Raw genomic sequence first — 22,059 nt, 5'->3', positions numbered from 1 at the left:
GGTCAGGGCCTCTCGATCACCAAGGGTTTTCCGGGGACGACGACCGTGTTGTCGGCGGGGAGTGCGGTGCCGTCCACGTGGACGGCCTGGAGGTCGAAGTGGCCGGCGTGGCAGGTGAGGGTGATGGAGTCGGGGGTGCTGGTGGCGACGCCCCAGCCGGTGCCGGCGACGAAGGGGAGTTGCCAGACGCCGTCCGAGCGCGCCACGTCGAGTGGGGCGAAGGTGAGGGTGCCGGACAGGGCGTCGTACCGGAAGCCGGCGAGGGCTTCGAGGACGGTCCAGCCGGCGGCGTTGCGGATGTAGTGGTCACCGCACTCGATCGGGTTGAACGGGTTGCGGCGGCTGCCGTCGTATCTGTCCCAGAGGCCTTGCAGGATCTGGAAGCCCTCGTCGACCAGCCCTTCGTAGAGGCAGTGGGCGGCGACCTGGTACTCGGAGCCGGTCCACACCTCGTCGCAGTATCGGGTGGGGATGTCCGGGCGGCCGCCGTACGGCCAGGTGCACATGAGGAGGCCGGTGTCGTTGCCGTCGGCGAAGACGCGGTAGGGGTGGTCGAAGCCTTCGAAGCCCTTGCGGAGGTTGTGCCGTACGACGTTGCGCAGGGCGGTCTTCACGTGGTCCGCGGGCAGTATGTACCCGAGGTCGAGTTGGTGGGCCCACCACTGCCCGATCAGCTGGTCCGCCAGGCAGCCGTCGCCCCACTGGAAGTCCGGCTTCTCGTCTGGCGACAGCACCTGCCGGTAGTACTCACCGGTGAACAGGAGCTCGTCGTACGCCTTGCTGCCTGCTTCGAAGAGCATGCGGTAGTCCTTGCCGTCCTCACCCAGCAGCAGCGCCATCTCCTCGGCGGCGCGTAGTGCAGCGAGCCAGAGCGTGCCCATGAAGGTGTTGACGCCACACAGGTCGATGTCGTGCGTGCTGGGCTGGATGCCACGCAGTACGCCGGTGTTGTCGCTGTCCCACTTGGTGCGGATGTGGGTGAGGAGCCGCTGGACGTTCGGCCATCGTTGGGTGAGCCACTCGAGTCCTGCGCCCTGCCGGACCTCTCGGTACGTCTTGAGCACGTTGCCGAGCATGCCGTCGAGTGCCGGCTCCTCCGGGCCGCCGATCACCACGTCCCAGAGTTGCCGGTGGTACGTCGGTGCGATCACCCGGTGTGGGATGTACCCCTCGGGCGCCTGCATCACGTCGTACTCCGTGTCCCGCATGTTCCGCTCCAGCGACGGGAACAGCCGGGACAGCGTCTGCTCGTAGTTCCACACGTGAGTGCAGTTGAGCGGGCAGGAGCCGCCGTACCGGCCACCCCACATCCCTGTGGACGCACCGAGCACGCCCTCGAAGCCGAGCACCGTGTCGCCGGCGGTCTGGAAGACAGTGGGGCTTCGTACGTCGGCAACCAGCGCAGCGAGCCGTGACCCGGCCTCACCGGGCAGACTGCTCGACTCGAACGCGTCCGCCCACGCAGTGGTGTGTGCCTGCAGCTCTGGCCACCGGGCGATGAACGACTCGGTCACCGCGACGGCATCGGGCGTACGACGGGTGTACGCGTTGCCGAGCCAGAAGCGGCTGTGGCCGTAGTCCCGCCGCGGGCCGAACTGCTGAAAGTCGACAAATCGGTTCGGGAAGTGCCACGCGATCAGGAACCGCAGTTGCACCGTCTCGCCCGGCTCCAGGCGGAAGGGCGCGGCGAGACCCCCGTTCCACGTCGTCCCGGGTGCGCTGGGACCGTCGGCCGGGAACGGCCGCCGGGTCGGGCGTCCGGCCAGGTAGGTGACGAACTGCTCGGGCGTCGACCACTGTGGATAACTCAAGGGAATGGTGCTCTCGGTCGACAGGACCAGTTGCCCTGCGCCCGGGTGATCCGCAGCGAGTGCGGTGTTCTCCATGACGAGCGACGTCCACTGTTCGGACTGGCGCACTCGGTTCGTGTTGCCTCCATAGAGAGCGCAGGAGACACCGTCGATCGGGGTGACGCCGTCCCAGCCCACCGAGTTCTGCAAGGCGCCGGCGAGCAGACCGTGTAGCGCGAACTCACCGGTGTTTTGCAGCGTGAACGTGAACGCCACGACCGGCTGAGAGCTTGCAGCCGCGTCAGCAGGCACCAGCGGGTTGAACACCTCCATGCTGAGATCCAGCGGCAGATCGGTCTCGTAGTCCACCCGAGCTCGCGGATAGACAGCCGACACCGTCGCCTCGCCCACAGGTCGCAGCAGCTCGTGCAGCCGCTTCTCACCAGCCGGTACGGCGTCGTCCGTCACGAGTGGGGTGTTCGACGGCTCCCGCAAAGGCCCTTGTAGTAAACGGATCTCGTCCATTGGCGGCTCGACCTGGGACAGTCGCAGAGCGAAGAAGCTGTCCGGCACGTGACCCTCGTGGTTGCCGATGTTGTGCAGCTGCCACTGCCGCAACGCGCCATTGCCGGCCAAGGCGACGGTGCCGGTCCCCAGACCGCCTAGCGGCAGCGCGAAGTGCGTCAGCTTGTCACCGGTGTAGTGCATGGTTCTCCGTCCGATAGACAGTCCAGGTCCCGGCCGAGGCGAACAACGCCACCGGGCCGGGTGCGAGCAACAACAACGACGCAGTGACCGAGGTGCCGAGCATCAGCGCCACGACCGCCAGAGCAACGATCCCGAGTGGTACGGCGGGTGCACGGGCCACCAGCGCCAACGACGTGAACCAAAGGTGTCGACCCCGCAGCCCGGTGGTCACGCGCAAGCTGAACGCATAGCAGGCGGCCAAGCTGGTCAGCACGGTCGCACAACCGCTGACCGCCATGGGCACCAGGAAGAGCGGACCGCTGTAGAGAGTCCAGTTGAGCAGTGCAAGCGCACCAACGACCGCGGGAACGGCAGCTACTTCCAGTCCGGCCAGTCCGCACCGTCGAACGTTGCGCAGCATCAGCAGCACCCCACCACGTCCATCACGCACCACAGCATCAGTAGTCGCCACCAGTGCGGCCCACACCGGCCCGACCAGCAGTGCACTGAGTAACACGCTGCCCGGTGACACGCCCGGTATCAACAGCACGACGAGGCCGGACGCCGTACAGACCAGGACTCCGGCGGTGGCAAGAAGTGGGAGCTCGTGCCACAAGGCGCGAAAGGCAGCAGGCAGGTGATCGGTCATGCGCGGAGTCCCGTGGACGCGATCGAGGCGATGAAGGACCGCTGGAAGATCAGGAACAGCACGAGGATCGGCAGCACCACCAGGGTGATCGCCGCAAACAGCACCACCGCGGGCCCGCCGCCCATTGCCCCCTGCAACGACACCAGACCGACCGGCAGCGTCATCTTCTCCGGCGACGACAGGAAGATGTACGGCCAGAAGAAGTTGTTCCAGGACGCCTCGAACACGAAGATCCCGAGCGCGGTCAGCCCCGGCCGGGCCAGCGGCAGGATGATCCGGAACAGGATCCAGCCGTGCCCGGCCCCGTCCATGATCGCCGCCTCGTCCAGTTCCCGCGGGATCGAGGCGATGTACTGCCGCAGGAAGAAGATCCCGAACACGTTCACCAGCGCCGGCAACCAGATCGCCACCGTCGTGTCGACCAGATGCAACCACCGCATCAGGATGAACACCGGTACGACGGTCAGTTGCACCGGTACGACGAGCGCCGCCAGCAACACCGAGAAGATCTGGTCGCGTCCCGGGAACCGCAACCGTGAGAACGCATACGCGGCCAGTGCGCTGGTCAGCAAGGATCCTGCCGTGGTGATGACAGCGATCTGCAAGCTGTTCCAGGCCATCTGCGCAAACGGGATCAGCTCGGGCACCTGCTGGAAGTTCTCCAGCGATGGCGGTCGCGGGATCCACCGCGGCGGCAACTGGAACGCGTCGATCGGCTCCGACAGTGCGGTCACGATCAGCCAGACGAGCGGCGCGATCATCAGCAGTCCGCCGAGGACGAGCGCGAGGTCGATCAGCCGGCCCTTCATTGGTGCACCCACCGGCGGCTGAGCCGGAACTGCAGACCGGTGACGATCATGATCACCAGGAAGAGCACCAGCGAGAGGGCGGCGGCGTACCCGACCTCGAAGGACTGGAAGCCCTTCTCGTAGGTGTACTGGACGATGCTGCGGGTCGCACCGTCCGGTCCGCCCTGCGTCATGATCACCATCGGGTCGAAGATCTGGAACGCACCGATGAAGGTGATCACGGTGGCGAAGAAGATCGTCGGCGACATCACCGGCAGCGTGACGCCCCAGAATCGCCACCAGGCGTTCGCACCGTCCACCCGGGCCGCCTCGTGCAGCTGCGCCGGCACCGTCTGCAGACCGGCCAGCAGGATGATGAACGTGTACCCGATCGTGTGCCACCAGTCGACGACGATCAGCGTCGGCAACGCCCAGGTCGGCGAAGCGAGCCAGTTGGTCGTCGACGAAAGGTAGTAGTTCGCCAGACCAAAAGCTGGATCCAGAACGTATTTCCAGATCAGCGCGACCGCGGCCCAGGAGACCAGGAACGGGAAGAAGAAGGCGGTCCTCACGAAGTACTTCGTTCCCCGGGTCATGGTCCGGTGCACGCCAAGGGCGAGAAGCATGCCGAGCCCGATATGCGTGACCACCGAGGCGATCGCGAACACGAAGGTGTTGATCACCGCGCGGATCGTCGCCCCGTCGGTGACGAGCTGCCGGAAGTTGTCCAGCCCGGCGAACTCCGGCGTACTCAGCAGATCCCAGTGGAACAAGCTCAGTCCGAAGGCGGCGACCAACGGCGCGGCGATGAAGATGAGGAAGAGCAGGACCGCCGGACTGATGAACAGGTAACCCGGCAGCCAGTCCCGCCGGTGCGCTTGCGTGGCGCTCAGACCAATCCCTCCAGCGCGGTCTGGGCCTTGCCGAGTGCGTCGGCCGGCGACGCGTTGCCGGTCAGCACCTGCTTCCAGCCGTCCTCCACCGCCTTCTGTACGGCGGCGCCCTTGTCCGGCGACGGGATCGGCGTCGCGTAGCTCAGCGCCTGGTAGAGGTACTCCGTGCCCTTCGGTGCGTCGGTCAGGAACGACTCACTGTTCGCGATCGACTTGCGGGCCGGGACGATGGTGCCGCCGAGCTGGGCGAAGAACGACGACCCTTCCTTGGAGATCAGGAACTTGATGAAGGTCCAGGCGTCGTCCTTCTTCTTCGACGCCTTCATGATTGGGTAGCCGTTCCAGCCGACCGGCGAGCCCTGCTGCACCTTGGTCGGCCACGGCACGATGCCCATCTTCGCCGTCACCTTGAGGTTGCGGATGCTGATGATCGGCCAGCGGCCGCCGCCGAACATCGCCAGCTTGCCCTGCGCCGCCGCGGTCGTCGCGTCGAACGTGCCGCCCGGTGGCGGCGAGAGCTTGTCGGCCACCAGGGCACGGTTGAACTCGGCCGCCTCGATCACCGCCGCGTCGTTGAAGGTCGGCTTCGACCAGTCGTCGCTGAAGCTGCTCGTCCCGTTCGTGAGCAGCCACGGCATGATCGCCGCGAAGTACTCCGGGCCCGCGGCGTACCCGAACGCGCCGGTCTTCGCCTTGATCTGCTCACAGGCGGACCGGAAGTCGTCCCAGGTCCATTTGGCGGTCGGCTCCGGTACGCCGGCCTTCGCGAACAGCTCCTTGGAGTACCACATGCACATCGTGTTGAACTCGCCCGGCAGGTAATAGGTCTTGCCGTCGGTGGAGCTGTACTTCTTGTTCCACTCGATCAGGTTCGGATCCATGTCGGCGTAGTACTCGTCGATCGCCGCCTTGTCCTTGGCGATGTAGTCGTCGAGCGGCGCGAGCAGGCCCTTGGACGCGAACAGCCGCTGGCCCTCGGTGGCCACCTGGATCACGTCCGGCACCTGACCGCCGGCCAGCCGGGTGGAGAGCTTGTTGAAGAAGTCACCCCAGTTCGACAGCGGGATGCCCTCGGCCTTGAGCTTGATGTCCGGGTGCTGCTCGCCGAACTTGGCGAACAGCCTGTTCCAGGTGGCCTGCTGTTCGGCCGTACCCATGTAGACGAACGACAGCTCTTTCGTCGACGACCCGCCGCCGCCGTCACTGCCGCCACCGCATCCGGCCAGCGCGCCGGCGAGCGCCGTACCACCCGCTGCCTGCAAGAAACCTCGACGGCTGAGCAGAGACATCAGTGGACCTCCAGCAGGCGGGAAATCGATTTCTCGACACCTTACGCCCGGAGGCCGAAACCGTGTCAAGGGCGGGTGACGGAAAAGTCGGGGGGAAACCTTCGCGGCCGGCGCCGGTCCGGAATCCCCGTCAGGACGGGAAAAACCGGCCAGGCCGCGGTTCAAACCCATGACATTTGTCGTGGCTCCGATCGCTGGATTCGGGGTCCCGCGCGGGCGGACGATTTCGAGCACCCCACCCATGCCGGTCTCCGCCCCCGGCCTCGAAGAGGGTCCGTGGGCGGCGACCTGCCCAGCTCGAGGAGTTCTGTTGAGGCAACGGATTCTCGTGTCCGCCCTGGGCGTCGGCGCACTGGCCGTCGCGGGACTGACAGCACAAGGACTGACAGCGCAAGGTGCCCCCACCCCCTACACCGCCGGGAAGCACGCCGCCAAGGTTTGCTCGGCCACCAAGGCCGCGCACACCGCGACCTGCAGCGCGGAGAAGTTGGTGAACGACAAGAACGTCTCGCCGGCCTCGACCACACCGCCGTCGACCGGGCTCACCCCGGCCGGCCTGCGAGACGCGTACAAACTCAACGGCCTGAGCGCCGGCGGCCGCACGGTCGCGATCGTCGACGCCTACGGCTACCCGAATCTCGAACGAGACCTCGGCGTCTACCGGTCCCAGTTCGGCCTGTCCTCCTGTACGACGGCCAACGGCTGCCTGCGCATCATCAACCAGACCGGCGGTACGTCGCTGCCGCGGTTCAACGCGGGCTGGGCCGGCGAGCAGGCCCTCGATGTCGACGCGGTCTCAGCCGCTGCGCCGGACGCGAAGATCGTGGTCGTCCAGGCCAACTCCGCCAGCTTCGCCGACCTCGGGACCGCGGTCGTGACAGCGTCCAAGCAGCCGGGCGTGGTGGCGATCTCGAACAGCTACGGCGGTGGCGACGCGTCCGACGCGACGTACGGCAGCTACTACAACCACCCGGGGATCGCGGTCACCGCATCGACCGGTGACGACGGCTACCAGGGCGGAAGCTACCCGGCCTCCTCGACGTACACGACCGCTGTCGGCGGAACGTCGCTTGTTGCTGCAAGCAACAGCCGGGGCTGGAGCGAGACCGTGTGGAGCGGTGCCGGTTCGGGCTGTTCGACGTACAACACCGCGCTGAGTGCGGCCGCGTCGTTCAACACCGGCTGCTCGAAGCGGGCGATGGCGGACGTGTCCGCTGCCGCCGACCCGGGCAAGGGTGGGATGGCGATCTACTACCCGACCAGCAAGACCGCGTCGACCTGGGCGCAGTTCGGCGGCACCAGTGAGGCCGCGCCGATCATCGCCGCGGTCTACGCGCTGTCCGGCAACACCAGCGGCTACGCGAACGCATTGCCGTACGCCCACCCGGGTTCGCTGTTCGACGTCACGAGCGGCAGCAATGGGTCCTGCCCGACGACCCAGTGGTGCAACGCCCGCACCGGCTGGGACGGCCCGACCGGCCTCGGCACCCCCAACGGCGCCGGCGCCTTCTGAAGGAACGGGCGGACCCCGCCGCGACAGGGGTCCGCCCGTTCTGGAGGTAGGCCCAGCTCCACCACACGAGTGGGGCTGACGCTCCTGATCCTCGGCAGGGCAGTGCCGAGGATCGACACATGACCACGATCACCGCCCGGCCGGACGCCGTACCAACTCTTCCCGACAAGCCCAGCAGGCTGCACCGGCCCTTGGTCGCGGTCTCGATCGGGCTGGCCGTCATGACCCTGGTCGGGATCGGCGGCGCACTGTTCGACGACCGGATCCTGATCGGTCACCCGATCTGGATGAAGCCGCTGAAGTTCGCCATCAGCCTGGGCATCTACTGCATCACCCTCGCCTGGATGCTGTCCCTGCAGACCAAGGCCCGTCGGCTCGGCTGGTGGATGGGCACGGTCGTGGCCGTCGGTGTGGCGGCCGAGATGGTCCTCATCGCCGGACAGGTCGTGGTGCGCGGGCGGCAGTTGCACTTCAACGTGTCGACCCCGACCGACCAGTTGATCCACAACATCATGGCGACCACGATCTACCTGGTCTGGGCCGCCGTACTGGTGATCGCGATCCAGCTGCTGTTCGACAAGCCCGGCGACCGGGCACTGCGCTGGAGCATCCGGCTCGCCCTCGGTACGACGCTCGGCGGCATGCTGCTCGGCAACCTGATGTTCCGGGTCACGCCGGCCCAGGAGCAGGAGGCTGCCGAGGCAGGGAAGCAACTGCACTTCGGATCGCACTCCGTGGGTGTCGAGGACGGCGGCGCCGGGATGCCGATCACCGGCTGGAGCACCGATGGCGGCGACTTGAGGATCGGTCACTTTCTCGGCGTCCACGCCCTGCAGGCGATCCCGTTGCTTGCCGTCGGCCTCGTTCTGCTCGCCCGGCGGTTCCCGGTGCTGCGTCCCGAGGGTGCCCGAACCGCGTTGGTCTTCGTCGGCTCGGCGTCGTACGCGGGGCTGATCTGGCTGGTCACCTGGCAGGCGCAGCGGGGCGAGTCGCTGGTCCATCCGAGTGGCACGACACTCACGCTCGCCGGTTCGTGGCTGGGTGCAACTGTTCTGCTGTCGGTCCTAGTACTCTGCCGCAGACGAAGGACATCCCTCGTCTCCACGCCATTCCGGTGATTTCCCTTCCCCGGGCCCTCGGTCGGGCTCTAGGGTCACCCCCGGACGGGTCGTGGAGGGCGATCCGCGCACACAACTCCATGGAGCGTTGCTGTGATCTCATCACGCAGAGGGCGGGGGCTCCTGGCAGCCACCGCCGTCTCCGCCGCCACTGTGCTGGTCGTGACCGCCGCCGGCGGCGCCACGGCCGCGCAGACCGCCGGCCCGGACCAGGGCAAGGCGGCACAGGGCGAGAAACTCGGCGGCCGGGAACAGAAGGGCAACTACGACGCCCGCACCCCGAGCGCCAAGACCACATATGCCCGCGCCGCCAAGGTGGCCGGTAAGGAGACCGCGGCGTCGGAGAAGTTCCGCAACTCGCTCGGCACCCAAGGTGTCGTCGAGGTGGACCCGAACACCGGCACCCCGGCCCAGGTGACCAAGCTCGACGGCTTCCTGACCGGCAAGAGCGCCAAGAAGGCCCGGGACATCGCGCTGGACTACGTCAAGGCGCACCCCGAGGTCTTCAAGCTCTCCGAGGCCGACCTGGCCACGCTGAAGCTGCGCAAGGACTACGTCGACGACCTCGGCACCCACCACGTCTTCTGGACCCAGGTGGTCGACGGTATCGAGGTGTTCGGCAACGGCCTGAAGGCCAACGTCACCAAGAACGGCCAGCTGATCTCGGTCATGGGCGCCCCGGTGGCCGGCCTCACCTCCCAGGCGCAGGCCCGGTCCGCCGCGGCCGCGCCGAGGCTCACCGCGGCGGCGGCTCGCAGCGCCGCGGCCGAGGACATCGGCGGTACGGCGAAGTCGGCGACCGCGAAGACCGCCGGCGCCGAGACCAAGTTCAGCAACGGCGACGTCGTCAAGCAGGTGTGGTTCCACACCGCCGACGGGCTGCGCAAGGGCTGGATGACGTACGTCAACACCGGCGGCACCAAGATCTACACGCACGTGATCGACGCCCAGACCGGCGGCCTGCTCTACCGCCGGAACCTGTCCAGCGAGGGTGTCGGCGACGCCCTGGTCCAGGACAACTACCCGGGTGCCGCCAAGGGCGGCACGCAGCGGGTCGAGAACCTGATCTACAACAAGTGGCTGCCGAAGAACGCCAAGACCCTGCTCGAGGGTACGTCGGTCGCCGCCTGGGCCGACGTGAACGACGACAACCAGCCGAACGCCGGCGAGACGGTCAAGGTGCCCGGCACCAAGACCGCGGCCGAGTACAAGCTGACGCCGTTCCCGAACGCCTCGACGATCTGCTCGGCGACGTTCGTCTGCTCCTGGGACCCGGCCAAGCCGGACTCCTGGAAGACCAACATGAACCAGGACGTCACCAACGGGTTCTACCTGGCCAGCAACTTCCACGACTGGCTGGCCAAGCCGCCGATCAGCTTCACCCCGGCGGCCGGCTCGTTCGACGCCGCGGGCGGCGACCCGGTGCTGCTGAACGCCCTGGACGGCGCGGCCACCGGTGCCAACGGCGGACCGGACGCCAACCACGTCAACAACGCGAACATGAACACCCCGCCGGACGGCATCCCGCCGACGATGCAGATGTACCTGTTCGGCACGCCGGGCGACAACACGACCGTGGCCACCAGTTCGTCCAACGCGGCCGACATCCTGTATCACGAGTACACCCACGGTCTGTCCAACCGCCTGGTCGTCGACGCGACCGGCAACTCGACGCTGAACAGCATCCAGGCCGGCTCGATGGGTGAGGCCTGGAGCGACTTCTACGCGCTGGACTACCTGGTCTCGCACGGCCTGGAGAAGGACACCACGGCCCCGGGCGAGATCCTCGAGGGCAAGTACGTCACCGGCGGCGGCACGATCCGCACCCAGGCGAACGACTGCCGGGTCAAGTCGATCGCCCCGAACTGCGTCGCGCTGGACGGATCGAAGGGCGGCTACACCTACGGCGACTTCCCGACCATCGGCGGGACGCCCGAGGTGCACGCGTCCGGTGAGGTCTGGGCGCAGACGCTGTGGGACCTGCGGGAGCGCTTCGGCCGCAGCTACGCGATGAGCATCATCACCCGCGCGATGGAGCTGTCGCCGAACGACCCGACCATGCTCGACATGCGCAACGCGATCGTGCAGGCCGACCTGGTCGCCAGCGGCGGCAAGAACGCCGACATCATCTGGACCGTGTTCGCCAACCGCGGCATGGGCTGGTACGCCGGTGTCGTCGACGGTGGTGACGCCTTCCCGGCGGAGGACTTCCACAAGCCGCCGAAGGGCACGACCACCACGCTGACCGGGACGGTGAAGGACAAGGACACCGGTGCTCCGGTGGCCGGTGCGCTGGTCTACATCGGCGGTCACGCCTCCGGCTACGCGGGTGACTACGCCGACGCCACCGACGCGTCCGGCAAGTTCAGCATCACCGGTGTTGCCCCGGGCACCTACCCGAAGGTCGTCGTGTCCGCGCCGGGCTACGAGCTGATCGTCCAGCCCGTCACCGTCAAGACCGGTGCCACGGCGAGCTTCGAGCCGCGTCGCAACTGGGCCGCCGCCTCCGGTGGTGGTTCCGTGGTCGACTTCAACGGGCCGGACTACAGCCCGCAGTGCGGTCCGGACTACGCGATCGACAACGCCCAGGGCACCGGCTGGGGCAGCACCACCGGTGACGACAACGCGACGCCGACGAACGTGATGGTCGAGAAGCACATCGACATCAAGCTTCCCGAGAAGGTCAACGTCAGCGCGTTCAACGTCGACCCGTCGAACACCTGTGGTGACCCGGGCAGCTCCTCGACCGGCAAGTACCGGATCGAGACCTCGGCCGACGGCACCACCTGGGCGACCGCCCAGGAGGGTGAGTTCACCGCGGCGAACCGGGGCAAGTACAACCTGGTCACCCCGACCGGCAACGCGAGCGGGGTCCAGTACGTGCGGTTCTGGATGCTCAGCCCGCAGGTGCCCGACTTCGCCACGAACTGCCCGGCCGGCGCCTTCGGCGGTTGCCAGTTCACCGACATGACCGAACTCCAGGTCTTCGGCACGAAGTAACCCGCAGTACCACCCCGCGAAGGCCGGCCGAGCACCCGCTCGACCGGCCTTCCGGCCGAGCACCCGCTCGACCGGCCTTCCGGCCGTCCGGCTTTCCGGCTTTCCACATGATGGACAGCGGGAAGTAAGTGCAGTGAATTAGTCTAGTTTCGCGGGTGTGGATGCTGTGGCTCAGAGGTCGTCGTCACGCTCAGGTGGGCGGGGCGGCAACCGAGCCACGCTCGATCAGGGTCGGCGCGACGGTGGTACGACGGACGCGGCGGTTGGTGTCGACGGCAGAGGTCACCCGGGCCACGACGTCGGCGACCAGCTCATCGAGCGGCCAGTGGAAGGTGGACAGTGGCGGCGTGAGCAGCTGGGACAGTGGCTGGTCGTCGTACCCGAGCAGGGAGAGGTCTTCGGGGATGCGGAGGCCGAGCTCGCGGCTGGCGGCGTACACGCCGTAGGCCAGCGAGTCGGCGAGGGCCAGGATGCCGGTCGGCCGCGGACTGTCGCTGAGCAGGTCGCGGGCGACCCTGGTGGCGCCGGCCAGATCGTGTGGGGACGAGACGATGCGGAGCTTCAGCTTCAGCCTGGACGCGACCAGCTGGGCGATCTCCTCGGCCGGTCGCTCGGTCTCGAAGCGGCTCGACGGGCTGAGCATCGCCACCGTCCGATGACCCGCGTCGGCCAGCCGGCCCAGCGCCGTACTGACGCCGTTCTCGTTGTCGAAGATCACCTCGGACTTCGCCTTCGCACCCGGCAGCGCGTCACCGATCGCGATCACCGGCGTCTGCTGGGCGATCCTGGCCCAGCCCTTCGCGGCCGGGTTGATCGGGATCACCACGATCGCGTCGGCGCGGTGGTCGACCAGGTGCTGGGCGAGCTCGAGTTGCCGGTTCGCGTCGCCGGCCGAGTCGATGATCCAGGCGTTCCGGTCCGGCGCCAGCAGCTCCCGGCCGAGCGCGGCGGCGAGACGCTGCTGCCACAGGTCTTCCAGGGATGCGCAGAGCACGCCGACCGAGCCGCTGCGGCCGGAGGCGAGCGCCCGGGCGACCGGGTCGGCCTGGTAGCCGAGCCGATCGGCGGCGTCCTGGACCCGCTGTCTGGTCTCCGGCGTCCCGTGCAGGCCGCGCAGCGCGTAGGACACGGCCGCCATCGAGAGACCGGTCTCCGCGGCGATGTCCTTGAGGGTTGGCCTCCGGCCGTTTCCGGACATGGGTCGAACCCTAGCCCGTGGCTCGGACAGAAACTTGACAACGGGGGCTTTGAAGCGCTTCACTCAGAACATCCTGAAGCGCTTCAATTTGATCGGGAGGAGGGGCCGTGATCGACGTCCACCAGCACCTGTGGCCGGCAGAGTTCGTCGATCGGCTCCGGGCTCGCGACACCGCGCCGTACCTCGACGGCTGGACGCTGCACACCGCGACCGAGGCGCCGTGCGAGATCGACCCGGCGGCACATGCGATCGACAAGCGGGTCGCTGTGGAGCAGGACGTCGGCACGACGCTTGCCGCCGTGTCGCTGTCGAGTCCGCTCGGCGTCGAGCAGCTCGGCGATCTCGCGCTCCTCGACGCGTGGCACATCGGCGCTGCCGCACTGCCGGAGCCCTTCAAGGCGTGGGCGTCTGTCAGTCTTCTTGAGCCTGACCTGCCAGGTCTGGAATCCCTGCTGAGCACGGGGTTCCTTGGTCTGCAGCTGCCCGCGCATGTCATCGGTACGCCAGCCGGCTGGGCCGCGCAGGGTGAGCTCCTCGGCCTGCTCGAGCGGTTGAACAAGCCGCTCCTCGTCCACCCCGGCATCGCCCAGCCGGTCGAGGCGGCTCCCGGCTGGTGGGCCCCGGTCGTCGACTACGCCAACCAGCTGCAGGCCGCGTGGTGGGCCTGGCACGCGTACGGCGGCCGGCACGAGTTCCCTCGGTTGCGGCTGTGCTTCGTCGCCGCGGCCGGGCTCGCACCCGTGCACCACGAACGGCTGGCCGCTCGCGGCGGCCGGCTCGGCACCATCGACCCCAACCTGTACGTCGACACCTCGAGCTACGGCCCGCAGGGCATCGACGCGGTCGCGCGGATCCTCGGCATCGACCAGGTCGTGCACGGCACCGACCGGCCGTACGCCGGGATCACCGACCACCGCCAAGGCGCCGCCGCGACCGCGGTGATCCGCCACGACAATCCACACCGGCTCCTGTACGGGGCCGGCCAACCATCTCCTGAGAGGGGAGTGCAGTGACTGCTCAGCCCATCACCGACGTCCCAGTCGTCCCAGCGCGCCAAGCCAGCCGGCTCGTGGAGCTCAACAACTGTCTGTCGCTGGACAACCTTCCGGGCCGGGACCTCGATCCCACCGAGTTGTCCGAGCTCGCCGCGTCGATCGCCGCCCAGCCGCACCTGTGGGAGGACAAGGTCGCCTACAGCGACGAGGAGCGCGTCTTCGCCTCGCTGCACCGCGACGCCAACGTCGACGTCTGGCTGATCTGCTGGACGCCGGTCAACGACACCGGCTGGCACGACCACGACGTCTCGTCCGGTGCGGTCGCGGTCGCGCGCGGGAAGCTCGTCGAGCACAACCTGGCCATCGGCACCGAGTCGATCGAGACCGAGGTGGAGTCCGGCGACGTCTACGGCTTCGGCCCCGACCACATCCACCGCCTCACCGGCCTCGACAAGGGCAGCGTCACCGTCCACGCCTACAGCCCACCCCTGTGGCGGATGGGCCAGTACTCGGTCAAGGACGGAGTCCTCCGCCGAGTCTCCGTCTCCTACGCCGACGAACTCCGCCCCCTCGACTGACAGAACCTCTCCCGCGATCCCCATTCTCTGACCAAAGTCAGAGGATGGGGATCGCGGTGGTTCGGGAGTTCAATCGGGTGGTTACGGGCTGGCTCGGGTCGAGGCGAGTGGGGATGACGGGCGGGTTCGGATCGCGCGGCTGACGAAGCAGGGGGTGGCTGACCGGCGGGTGCTGGATGAGCGGTCCGACGAGTTGGCCGCGTCGATCCTGGCGCCGCTGAGTGAGCGGCAGCGGGAGCGGTTGGTCGCTGCGATGGAGGACGTGTCGCGGTTGCTGACCGCGTCGATGGTGGAGGTCGGGATCGTCGATCCGCGGCGGCCGGATGCGCAGTACTGCTTGCGGGCGTACTTCGATGAGCTCGGCGAGCGGTTCGACTTCGATCACACGCGGAGCATCTCGGCCGGACAATGCCGAGCTGACGTTGCCCGCCGGGTTGCTGCTGGTCGCGACCCTGCACTCGGAGCCGGTCGGGTGCGGCCCGCTGAAGCTGCACGGTGAGGAACCCGCGGAGATCAAGCGGATGTGGGTCTCACCCGAGGCACGCGGCCTCGGCCTCGGTCGCCGGCTGCTCGCCGAGCTCGAGCGCGAGGTGGCCGCTCGGGGTGCGAGCGTCGGACGGCTCGAGACCAACCGGAGCCTGGTCGAGGCGATCGGGCTCTACCGCGCCGCGGGCTACACCGAGGTCCCCGCCTTCAACACCGAGCCCTACGCCCATCACTGGTTCGAGAAGTCCCTGAAGGCCTGAAACCCGCGCATGTCACTTGTTTGTCGGTTGCTCATCGATCCGGCCCTGTGGGTGGGCGGTTGGGGGTCGGCAGGGTAGACATGATGCAGTACTGACACCCGGGGGCGGGAAACAGAGGGAGTGGAGGGGGATTCACGGATGGCGGAGCTTGCGATCGAGCCGTTGAACCCGGCGATCCTGCCGGCGGCTGCGGGCAACTACACGCACGGCGTGCAGGTGGACGGTGCCCAGCGGATGGTGTTCGTCAGCGGTCAGGTGCCGTGGGGCAACGAGCACGGGCGGGTGCCGGAGAGCTTCGAGGCGCAGTGCCGGATGGTCTGGCGGAACGTGCTCGCCGTGCTCGCCGAGGCCGGTATGGGAGTGCGGAACCTGGTCAAGGTGACGACGTACCTGTCGGACCGGCAGTACCGCGCGATCAACTCGAAGATCCGCGAGGAGGTTCTCGGCGAGCACGCGCCGGCCCTCACCATCATCATCTGCGACATCTACGCCGAGAACTGGCTGCTGGAGATCGAAGCCGTCGCGATGGCCTGACCGATCCACCGGCTGCCGAGTGGCTATGGAATCAGCCGAACAGGCCGCTTAGCGTCGGCGTATGAGGATCAGAGTGGTCGACGCGTTCGCGGAGCGTGCCTTCAGCGGGAACCCGGCGGCGGTGTGCGTGCTGGCGGCCGGTGAGTGGCCGGAGGCGGACTGGATGCAGTCGGTGGCGGCGGAGATGAACCTGTCCGAGACCGCGTTCGTGCGACCGTCGGGTCAGGCCGACGCGGACTGGGACCTGCGCTGGTTCACGCCGGCGATCGAGGTGGACATGTGCGGGCACGCGACGCTCGCGACCGCGCATGTCCTGGCCGGCGACCGTCTGGTCAGCGGGAAGGTCCGATTCAGCACGCGGAGCGGGATCCTGACCGCGGCACTGGGTGCGGGGATCACCCTCGACTTCCCGATCTCGCGTACGACGGAGATCGACGTGCCGGAGGGATTGGTCGAGGCGCTCGGCGCGAAGCCGGAGAGTGTCCACAGCACCGGTGCGCTGACCGACGTACTCGTGGTCCTGCCGGATGAGGCCGCCGTCCGGGAGCTCACGCCGGACATCGGCGGGCTCGAGGTGGTCAACCTGCGCGACCACAATCGCGGCACCATCGTGACGGCGCCGGCACACGACTTCGATTTCGTCTCGCGGTTCTTCGCACCGGCCGCCGGGATCGCCGAGGATCCGGTCTGTGGCAGTGCGCACACCGCGCTGGCGTCGTACTGGGCCGGGCGCCTCGGACGGAACGAACTGGTCGGCTACCAGGCGTCCGCCCGAGGCGGGGTCCTGCATGTCACCGCGGCCGGCGACCGCGTCTCCCTGAGCGGCAACGCGGTCACCACCCTGGACGGTGAGCTACTGCTCTAGGCCCAGGTCTCGGCGTGGGTGGCGACGCCGTTCGGGGCGATGAGTTCGGTGACGACGTCCTCGGCGTCCGCGTCCAGCGCCTCGAACGGATGCTCCGGTACGACGTACGCCCGCGCGCCGGCCACCATCTCGATCCCGGGCAGCTCGAACCACGCCTCGCCGACCTCACGGCTGATCTCGTAGATCGCCTGCTCGGCCGAGTCGACCGGCTCCTGCTCGCCGCCCTCGTCCAGCTCGGCCGGGTGCCGTTCCTGCGCGGCCCGGCCGGCCTCGATCAGCGCGTCCAGGTCGACCACGCGCAGGTCGAACCGGGACACCACGCTGATCACGTGGTCCTGCTCGACCGCTTCGTCGTCCTCGTCGTCGGCGCTGTCCTCCAGCAGCAGCGGCGCCGTACCGGTGTGCTCGAAGACGGCGTCGTTCCAGCCTTCGACGAGCTCCTCGAGGGCGGCGTTCTGCTCGTAGAGCGCGGCCTGCTCCTCGTCGCCGGTCATCGCCAGCAGGGCCTCGGTGTGGGCCTGGAGACGCTCCGCCAGCCGGCGGCTCGCCTCGACGAGCGCCTCCCGCGTCTCCGCGGAGAAGAACTGCTCTGCAGGTGCCGTGATCGGCTGTTCGTCCACTGAAGTCACTAGCTGTTCTTCCCTTGTCTGTCTGTGGGGGCGTGATTGCCAGGCGTAAGTATGCGGACTCGGCGGGCTGAGACGAAGTCCCACCCAAAGATAGCTGTCGGAATCAGTACCCGTGAGAGGTCCGTGAGAGCTGCGAGAGCCGGTGTGAGAGGCCTGTGAGAACACTCCTGAGCGGGCAACGAGCGGTGTGCAGTGGGCTCATGAGCACTTTCTGCGTGAGGTGGCGCCGTCATGTCTGACGTCATCTACCTCGCCGTCACCGTTGTCGTCTTCGCGGCCGTCTGGTTCGCGCTGCGTGGAGTGGAGAAGTTGTGAGCGCCGAGAACATCGCCGGCCTGGTGGTCGCCGCGGCTCTGATCCTCTACCTCGTCGCCGCCCTGATCTTCCCCGAGAGGTTCTGATGTCCGACACCGCAGCCGGCCTGTTGCAGGTCGGCCTCCTCGTCGCGCTCCTGGCCGCCGTGTACCGGCCGCTGGGGGGCTACATGGCCCGGGTCTACACGTCCGACAAGGACCTGCGGATCGAGCGCGGCGCCTACAAGCTGCTCGGGGTCGACGCGCGCGCCGATCAGACCTGGGCCGTCTATGCCCGATCCGTGATCGCCTTCTCCGCCCTCAGCCTCATCCTGCTCTATCTGCTCCAGCGGCTCCAGGCCCAGCTGCCGCTGTCCAACGATCTGCCCGGGGTCGAGTCTGGACTGGCGTTCAACACCGCCGCGTCGTTCGTCGCGAACACCAACTGGCAGTCGTACGTTCCTGAGGTCACGATGGGCCACCTGGTCCAGTTCGCCGGCCTCGCCGTACAGAACTTCCTCTCCGCGGCGGTCGGCATCTGTGTCGCGATCGCGGTGATCCGCGGCTTCGCCCGGAGCAAGACCGATCGGCTCGGCAACTTCTGGGTCGACCTGACCCGGACCACGCTGCGGGTCCTGCTCCCGATCGCGATCATCGGCACCCTGGTGCTGGTCGCGACCGGCGTCGTACAGAACTTCTCCAGCGGCCACGAGGTCACCTCGGTGGTCGGCCAGACGCAGACCATCCCCGGCGGCCCGGTCGCGAGCCAGGAAGTGATCAAGGAACTCGGCACCAACGGCGGCGGCTTCTACAACGCGAACTCGGCGCACCCGTTCGAGAACCCGAACCCGCTGTCCAACCTGTTCGAGATCTTCCTGCTGCTGCTGATCCCGGTGTGCATCACGCGCACCTTCGGCCTGATGGTCAAGGACAAGCGGCAGGGCTACGCGATCCTCGGGGTGATGGGCGTCCTGTGGGCGGCCTTCACCTTCTCGGTCACCTTCTTCGAGAACCAGGGCGCCGGTACGGCGACGCAGGCCGCGGGTGCCGCGATGGAGGGCAAGGAGACCCGCTTCGGCGAATGGGCGTCCGCCCTCTTCGCGTCCTCGACCACCGGTACGTCGACCGGTGCGGTCAACTCGATGCACGACTCCTACACCGCCCTCGGCGGCGGTACGACGCTCTTCCACATGATGCTCGGCGAGGTGTCGCCGGGCGGGACGGGGACCGGGCTCTACGGCATGCTGGTGCTCGCCATCCTCACGGTCTTCGTGGCCGGACTGATGGTCGGCCGGACACCGGAGTACCTGAAGAAGAAGATCACCGCGCGCGAGATGAAACTCGTCTCGCTGTACATCCTGACCACGCCGACGCTGGTTCTGGCCGGTGCCTCGATCGCGATGGGCCTGGCGGTGGCGCGGGCGTCGATCTGGAACACCGACAGTCCGCACGGTTTCTCCGAGGTGCTGTACGCGTTCACCTCGGCCGGTAACAACAACGGGAGCGCGTTCGCCGGGATCAGCGCGAACATCCCGTTCTACAACACCGCCCTCGGGATCGTGATGCTGCTCGGCCGGTTCGTGCCGATCGTGCTGGTGCTCGCGCTGGCCGGCTCGTTCGCGCGACAGCAGCCGGTGCCGGTGACCCAGGGCACGCTGCCCACTCACAAGGCGCTGTTCGTGACGATGCTGGTCGGTGTCGTGATCATCGTCACCGGGCTGACCTACTTCCCCGCTCTCACCCTCGGACCCCTCGCGGAGGGACTGTGACCACGCTCGTGAAGACCCCTCCTCCGGCTGCGGAGAAGGTGGCGAAGAAGGCACCGTCGGGTCTGTTCGACCCGAAGATGCTGCTGACCTCCCTGCCGGACGCGCTGCGCAAGCTCGACCCGCGGGTGATGGTGAAGAACCCGGTGATGTTCGTGGTCGAGGTGGGCGCGCTCGCATCGACGATCCTGGCCTTCACCGACTCCAGTGTGTTCGTCTGGTGGATCGTGGTCTGGCTCTGGCTGACCGTGATCTTCGCCAACCTGGCCGAGGCGGTCGCGGAGGGCCGGGGCAAGGCCCAGGCCGAGACGCTGCGCCGGGCCAAGACCGAGACGACCGCCCGGCGGCTGATCGGTGACCGCGAGGAGGAGGTGCCGGCCACGCAGTTGCAGCTCGGCGACCTCGTGGTGGTCGAGGCCGGCCAGATCATCCCGGGCGACGGTGACGTCGTCGAGGGTGTCGCCAGCGTCGACGAGTCGGCCATCACCGGCGAGTCAGCCCCGGTCATCCGGGAGTCCGGCGGCGACCGCAGTGCGGTCACCGGCGGGACCAAGGTGCTGTCGGACCGGATCGTCGTGAAGATCACCACCAAACCCGGTGAGAGCTTCATCGACCGGATGATCGCGCTGGTCGAGGGCGCGTCGCGGCAGAAGACGCCGAACGAGATCGCGCTGAACATCCTGCTGGCCAGCCTGACGATCGTGTTCATGGTCGCGACCGTGACGCTGCCGACGTTCGCGACGTACGCGAAGACCGATCTGAGCATCGTGATCCTGGTGGCCTTGTTGGTCTGCCTGATCCCGACCACGATCGGCGCGCTGTTGTCGGCCATCGGCATCGCCGGGATGGACCGGCTGGTCCAGCGCAACGTGCTGGCCATGTCAGGTCGTGCGGTCGAGGCGGCGGGTGACGTGAACACGCTGCTGCTGGACAAGACCGGAACGATCACGCTGGGGAACCGGCAGGCGGCGGAGTTCATCCCGGTCGAGGGAGTGACGGACACCGAGCTGGCCGATGCGGCTCAGCTGAGCAGCCTGGCCGACGAGACGCCGGAGGGCCGATCGATCGTCGTCCTGGCGAAAACCGGGTACGGGCTGCGCGAGCGGCACACCGGAGAGTTGCCGCACGCAACGTTCGTCGAGTTCACCGCGCAGACGCGGATGAGCGGCGTGGACGTGGACGGCCGGCAGGTCCGCAAGGGTGCGGCCGGGGCGGTCAACGCCTGGATCGGCAACCAGGGCGGGACCACAACTCCGCAGCTCGGTGCCGTCGTCGACGGGATCTCGGCCTCCGGCGGTACGCCGCTGGTCGTTGCTGAGAGCATCGATGGGAAGGCCCGCGCACTCGGCGTCATCCACCTCAAGGACGTGGTCAAGGAAGGCATGCGGGAGCGGTTCGACCAGATGCGCGCGATGGGCATCCGGACCGTGATGATCACCGGTGACAACCAGCTGACCGCGAAGGCGATCGCCGAGGAGGCCGGGGTCGACGACTTCCTGGCCGAGGCGACGCCCGAGGACAAGATGGCGCTGATCAGGAAGGAGCAGGAGGGCGGCCGGCTGGTCGCGATGACCGGTGACGGCACCAACGACGCGCCGGCGCTCGCGCAGGCCGATGTCGGCGTGGCGATGAACTCCGGTACGTCGGCCGCGAAGGAGGCCGGCAACATGGTCGACCTCGACTCCAACCCGACCAAGCTGATCGAGATCGTCGAGATCGGCAAGCAGTTGCTGATCACCCGCGGATCGCTGACCACGTTCTCGATCGCGAACGACGTGGCCAAGTACTTCGCGATCCTGCCCGCGCTGTTCGCGGCGGCGTACCCGGGCCTGGACAAGCTGAACATCATGCAGTTGCACTCGCCGGAGTCGGCGATCGTGTCGGCCATCGTCTTCAACGCGCTGGTGATCGTGGCGCTGGTCCCGCTGGCCCTGCGCGGTGTGCGGTACAAGCCGTCCTCCGCGTCGGCGATGCTGCGCCGCAACCTGCTCCTGTACGGCGTCGGCGGCCTGGTCACCCCGTTCATCGGTATCAAACTCCTGGACCTGGTGATCTCCCTGATCCCCGGGATCCGCTGAAAGGTAGTCGTTCATGGCAAGCAATCTCCCCGGCTCCGTCCGGCAGTTCGGGGTCGCACTCAGGGCCCTGCTGTTCTTCACGGTCGTCCTCGGCCTCGCCTACCCGCTGGTGATGACCGGCGTGGCCCAGGCGGTCTTCAACGACAACGCGAACGGCTCGATCGTCCAGGTCGACGGCAAGGACGTGGCCTCCGGCCTGATCGGCCAGGCGTACACGATGGACAGCGGAAAGAAGGATGCCGACGGCAACGCGATCATGGTCGCGGACCCGAAGTGGTTCCAGACCCGGCCGTCCGCGGTCGACTACGACGCGATGGGCAGCGCGGGGTCGAACTACGGCCCGAACAACGCCGACCTGCTCGCGGCGATCGAGGAGCGGAAGCAGGCGGTCGCCGAACTCGAGGGGGTGGACCCGTCCCAGGTCCCGCCGGACGCGGTGACCGCCAGCGGCAGCGGCCTCGACCCGAACATCAGCCCGGCGTACGCCGCTCTGCAGGTCGACCGGGTCGCGCGGGAACGTGGCCTGGACGTGGCCAAGGTCCAGGAGTTGGTGACGGAGAACACCGAGGGTCGCACGCTGGGCTTCCTCGGTGAACCCCGGGTGAATGTGGTCACGCTCAACAACGCGCTGGCCGCGCTGAGCTGACCTG

The 22,059-nt window shown here is 67.9% G+C and carries 20 protein-coding genes; 13 read left to right on the top strand and 7 right to left on the bottom strand.

What is annotated here, in order from left to right:
- Positions 1–2: 2 nt before the first annotated feature.
- The 5 genes from ACGFIF_RS21760 to ACGFIF_RS21740 all read right to left on the bottom strand — a co-directional run bounded on the left by ACGFIF_RS21760 (position 3) and on the right by ACGFIF_RS21740 (position 6,096).
- Positions 3–2,498, bottom strand: coding sequence for a GH116 family glycosyl hydrolase (locus ACGFIF_RS21760; RefSeq protein ID WP_393156714.1), 2,496 nt, complete (start codon positions 2,496–2,498; stop codon positions 3–5).
- The gene (locus tag ACGFIF_RS21755) at positions 2,482–3,126 is read right to left on the bottom strand and encodes a hypothetical protein (RefSeq protein WP_393156713.1); all 645 of its coding nucleotides are present in this window, start codon (positions 3,124–3,126) and stop codon (positions 2,482–2,484) included. The genes ACGFIF_RS21760 and ACGFIF_RS21755 overlap by 17 nt, the downstream gene beginning before the upstream one ends.
- The gene (locus ACGFIF_RS21750) at positions 3,123–3,935 is read right to left on the bottom strand and encodes a carbohydrate ABC transporter permease (protein WP_393156711.1); all 813 of its coding nucleotides are present in this window, start codon (positions 3,933–3,935) and stop codon (positions 3,123–3,125) included. The genes ACGFIF_RS21755 and ACGFIF_RS21750 overlap by 4 nt, the downstream gene beginning before the upstream one ends.
- Complete coding sequence (locus tag ACGFIF_RS21745; RefSeq protein WP_393156710.1) at positions 3,932–4,687, bottom strand: carbohydrate ABC transporter permease; 756 nt, start codon at positions 4,685–4,687, stop codon at positions 3,932–3,934. Before ACGFIF_RS21745 ends, ACGFIF_RS21750 begins: the two co-directional genes overlap by 4 nt.
- A 116-nt stretch (positions 4,688–4,803) precedes the next feature.
- The gene (locus ACGFIF_RS21740; protein WP_393156709.1) at positions 4,804–6,096 is read right to left on the bottom strand and encodes an ABC transporter substrate-binding protein; all 1,293 of its coding nucleotides are present in this window, start codon (positions 6,094–6,096) and stop codon (positions 4,804–4,806) included.
- 310 nt (positions 6,097–6,406) lie between these two features.
- Here ACGFIF_RS21740 and ACGFIF_RS21735 point away from each other — a divergent pair, with 310 nt between their 5' ends.
- The 3 genes from ACGFIF_RS21735 (at position 6,407) to ACGFIF_RS21725 (ending at position 11,727) form a co-directional block, all read left to right on the top strand.
- Entirely contained in the window at positions 6,407–7,609 is a 1,203-nt protein-coding gene (locus tag ACGFIF_RS21735; protein ID WP_393156707.1) for a hypothetical protein, read from the top strand.
- Between the two features lie 119 nt (positions 7,610–7,728).
- Entirely contained in the window at positions 7,729–8,727 is a 999-nt protein-coding gene (locus ACGFIF_RS21730) for a hypothetical protein (protein ID WP_393156706.1), read from the top strand.
- A gap of 93 nt (positions 8,728–8,820) precedes the next feature.
- Positions 8,821–11,727, top strand: coding sequence for a M36 family metallopeptidase (locus tag ACGFIF_RS21725; RefSeq protein WP_393156705.1), 2,907 nt, complete (start codon positions 8,821–8,823; stop codon positions 11,725–11,727).
- Positions 11,728–11,917: 190 nt separating this feature from the next.
- Here the strand turns inward: ACGFIF_RS21725 and ACGFIF_RS21720 are convergent, their stop codons facing one another.
- Entirely contained in the window at positions 11,918–12,925 is a 1,008-nt protein-coding gene (locus tag ACGFIF_RS21720; protein WP_393156704.1) for a LacI family DNA-binding transcriptional regulator, read from the bottom strand.
- A 107-nt stretch (positions 12,926–13,032) separates the two neighbouring features.
- On the opposite strand from ACGFIF_RS21720, the gene ACGFIF_RS21715 reads away from it, so the two are divergent.
- The 6 genes from ACGFIF_RS21715 to ACGFIF_RS21690 all read left to right on the top strand — a co-directional run bounded on the left by ACGFIF_RS21715 (position 13,033) and on the right by ACGFIF_RS21690 (position 16,643).
- On the top strand, positions 13,033–13,938 hold the full coding sequence (locus tag ACGFIF_RS21715) for an amidohydrolase family protein (RefSeq protein ID WP_393156702.1): 906 nt from the start codon (positions 13,033–13,035) through the stop codon (positions 13,936–13,938).
- The gene (locus ACGFIF_RS21710; protein ID WP_393156701.1) at positions 13,935–14,498 is read left to right on the top strand and encodes a cysteine dioxygenase; all 564 of its coding nucleotides are present in this window, start codon (positions 13,935–13,937) and stop codon (positions 14,496–14,498) included. Before ACGFIF_RS21715 ends, ACGFIF_RS21710 begins: the two co-directional genes overlap by 4 nt.
- A gap of 154 nt (positions 14,499–14,652) precedes the next feature.
- Positions 14,653–14,997 carry a hypothetical protein gene (locus ACGFIF_RS21705; protein ID WP_393156699.1) on the top strand — a complete coding sequence of 115 codons (345 nt, stop codon included), beginning with the start codon at positions 14,653–14,655 and terminating at the stop codon, positions 14,995–14,997.
- The gene (locus ACGFIF_RS21700; RefSeq protein WP_393156698.1) at positions 14,921–15,244 is read left to right on the top strand and encodes a GNAT family N-acetyltransferase; all 324 of its coding nucleotides are present in this window, start codon (positions 14,921–14,923) and stop codon (positions 15,242–15,244) included. Before ACGFIF_RS21705 ends, ACGFIF_RS21700 begins: the two co-directional genes overlap by 77 nt.
- 138 nt (positions 15,245–15,382) lie before the next feature.
- Positions 15,383–15,778 (top strand): RidA family protein, encoded by a 396-nt coding sequence (locus ACGFIF_RS21695; protein ID WP_393156697.1) that lies wholly within the window; start codon positions 15,383–15,385, stop codon positions 15,776–15,778.
- Between the two features lie 61 nt (positions 15,779–15,839).
- Positions 15,840–16,643 carry a PhzF family phenazine biosynthesis protein gene (locus ACGFIF_RS21690; RefSeq protein ID WP_393156696.1) on the top strand — a complete coding sequence of 268 codons (804 nt, stop codon included), beginning with the start codon at positions 15,840–15,842 and terminating at the stop codon, positions 16,641–16,643.
- On the opposite strand, the gene ACGFIF_RS21685 is transcribed toward ACGFIF_RS21690, so the two are convergent.
- Positions 16,640–17,272: a hypothetical protein gene (locus ACGFIF_RS21685; RefSeq protein WP_393156694.1), complete on the bottom strand. Its 633-nt coding sequence runs from the start codon at positions 17,270–17,272 to the stop codon at positions 16,640–16,642. The two genes, ACGFIF_RS21690 and ACGFIF_RS21685, sit on opposite strands and share 4 nt — an antisense overlap.
- Positions 17,273–17,583: 311 nt before the next feature.
- Between ACGFIF_RS21685 and kdpF the strand changes: the two genes are divergently transcribed.
- From kdpF to kdpC, 4 genes are read left to right on the top strand one after another with little or no spacing between them, the layout of a single operon-like run.
- On the top strand, positions 17,584–17,673 hold the full coding sequence (kdpF, locus tag ACGFIF_RS21680; RefSeq protein WP_328524526.1) for a K(+)-transporting ATPase subunit F: 90 nt from the start codon (positions 17,584–17,586) through the stop codon (positions 17,671–17,673).
- Entirely contained in the window at positions 17,673–19,334 is a 1,662-nt protein-coding gene (gene kdpA, locus ACGFIF_RS21675) for a potassium-transporting ATPase subunit KdpA (protein WP_393156693.1), read from the top strand. Before kdpF ends, kdpA begins: the two co-directional genes overlap by 1 nt.
- Positions 19,335–19,372: 38 nt before the next feature.
- Positions 19,373–21,409, top strand: a complete 2,037-nt coding sequence (kdpB, locus tag ACGFIF_RS21670) for a potassium-transporting ATPase subunit KdpB (RefSeq protein WP_393156818.1) — start codon at positions 19,373–19,375, stop codon at positions 21,407–21,409.
- A gap of 13 nt (positions 21,410–21,422) precedes the next feature.
- Positions 21,423–22,055 carry a K(+)-transporting ATPase subunit C gene (kdpC, locus tag ACGFIF_RS21665; RefSeq protein ID WP_393156692.1) on the top strand — a complete coding sequence of 211 codons (633 nt, stop codon included), beginning with the start codon at positions 21,423–21,425 and terminating at the stop codon, positions 22,053–22,055.
- The last annotated feature ends 4 nt before the right edge of the window (positions 22,056–22,059 follow it).

Origin of the sequence: Kribbella sp. NPDC049174, assembly GCF_043197365.1 — a bacterium.
Classification (GTDB): domain Bacteria; phylum Actinomycetota; class Actinomycetes; order Propionibacteriales; family Kribbellaceae; genus Kribbella.
This window is presented reverse-complemented; position numbering and strand designations above follow the sequence as displayed.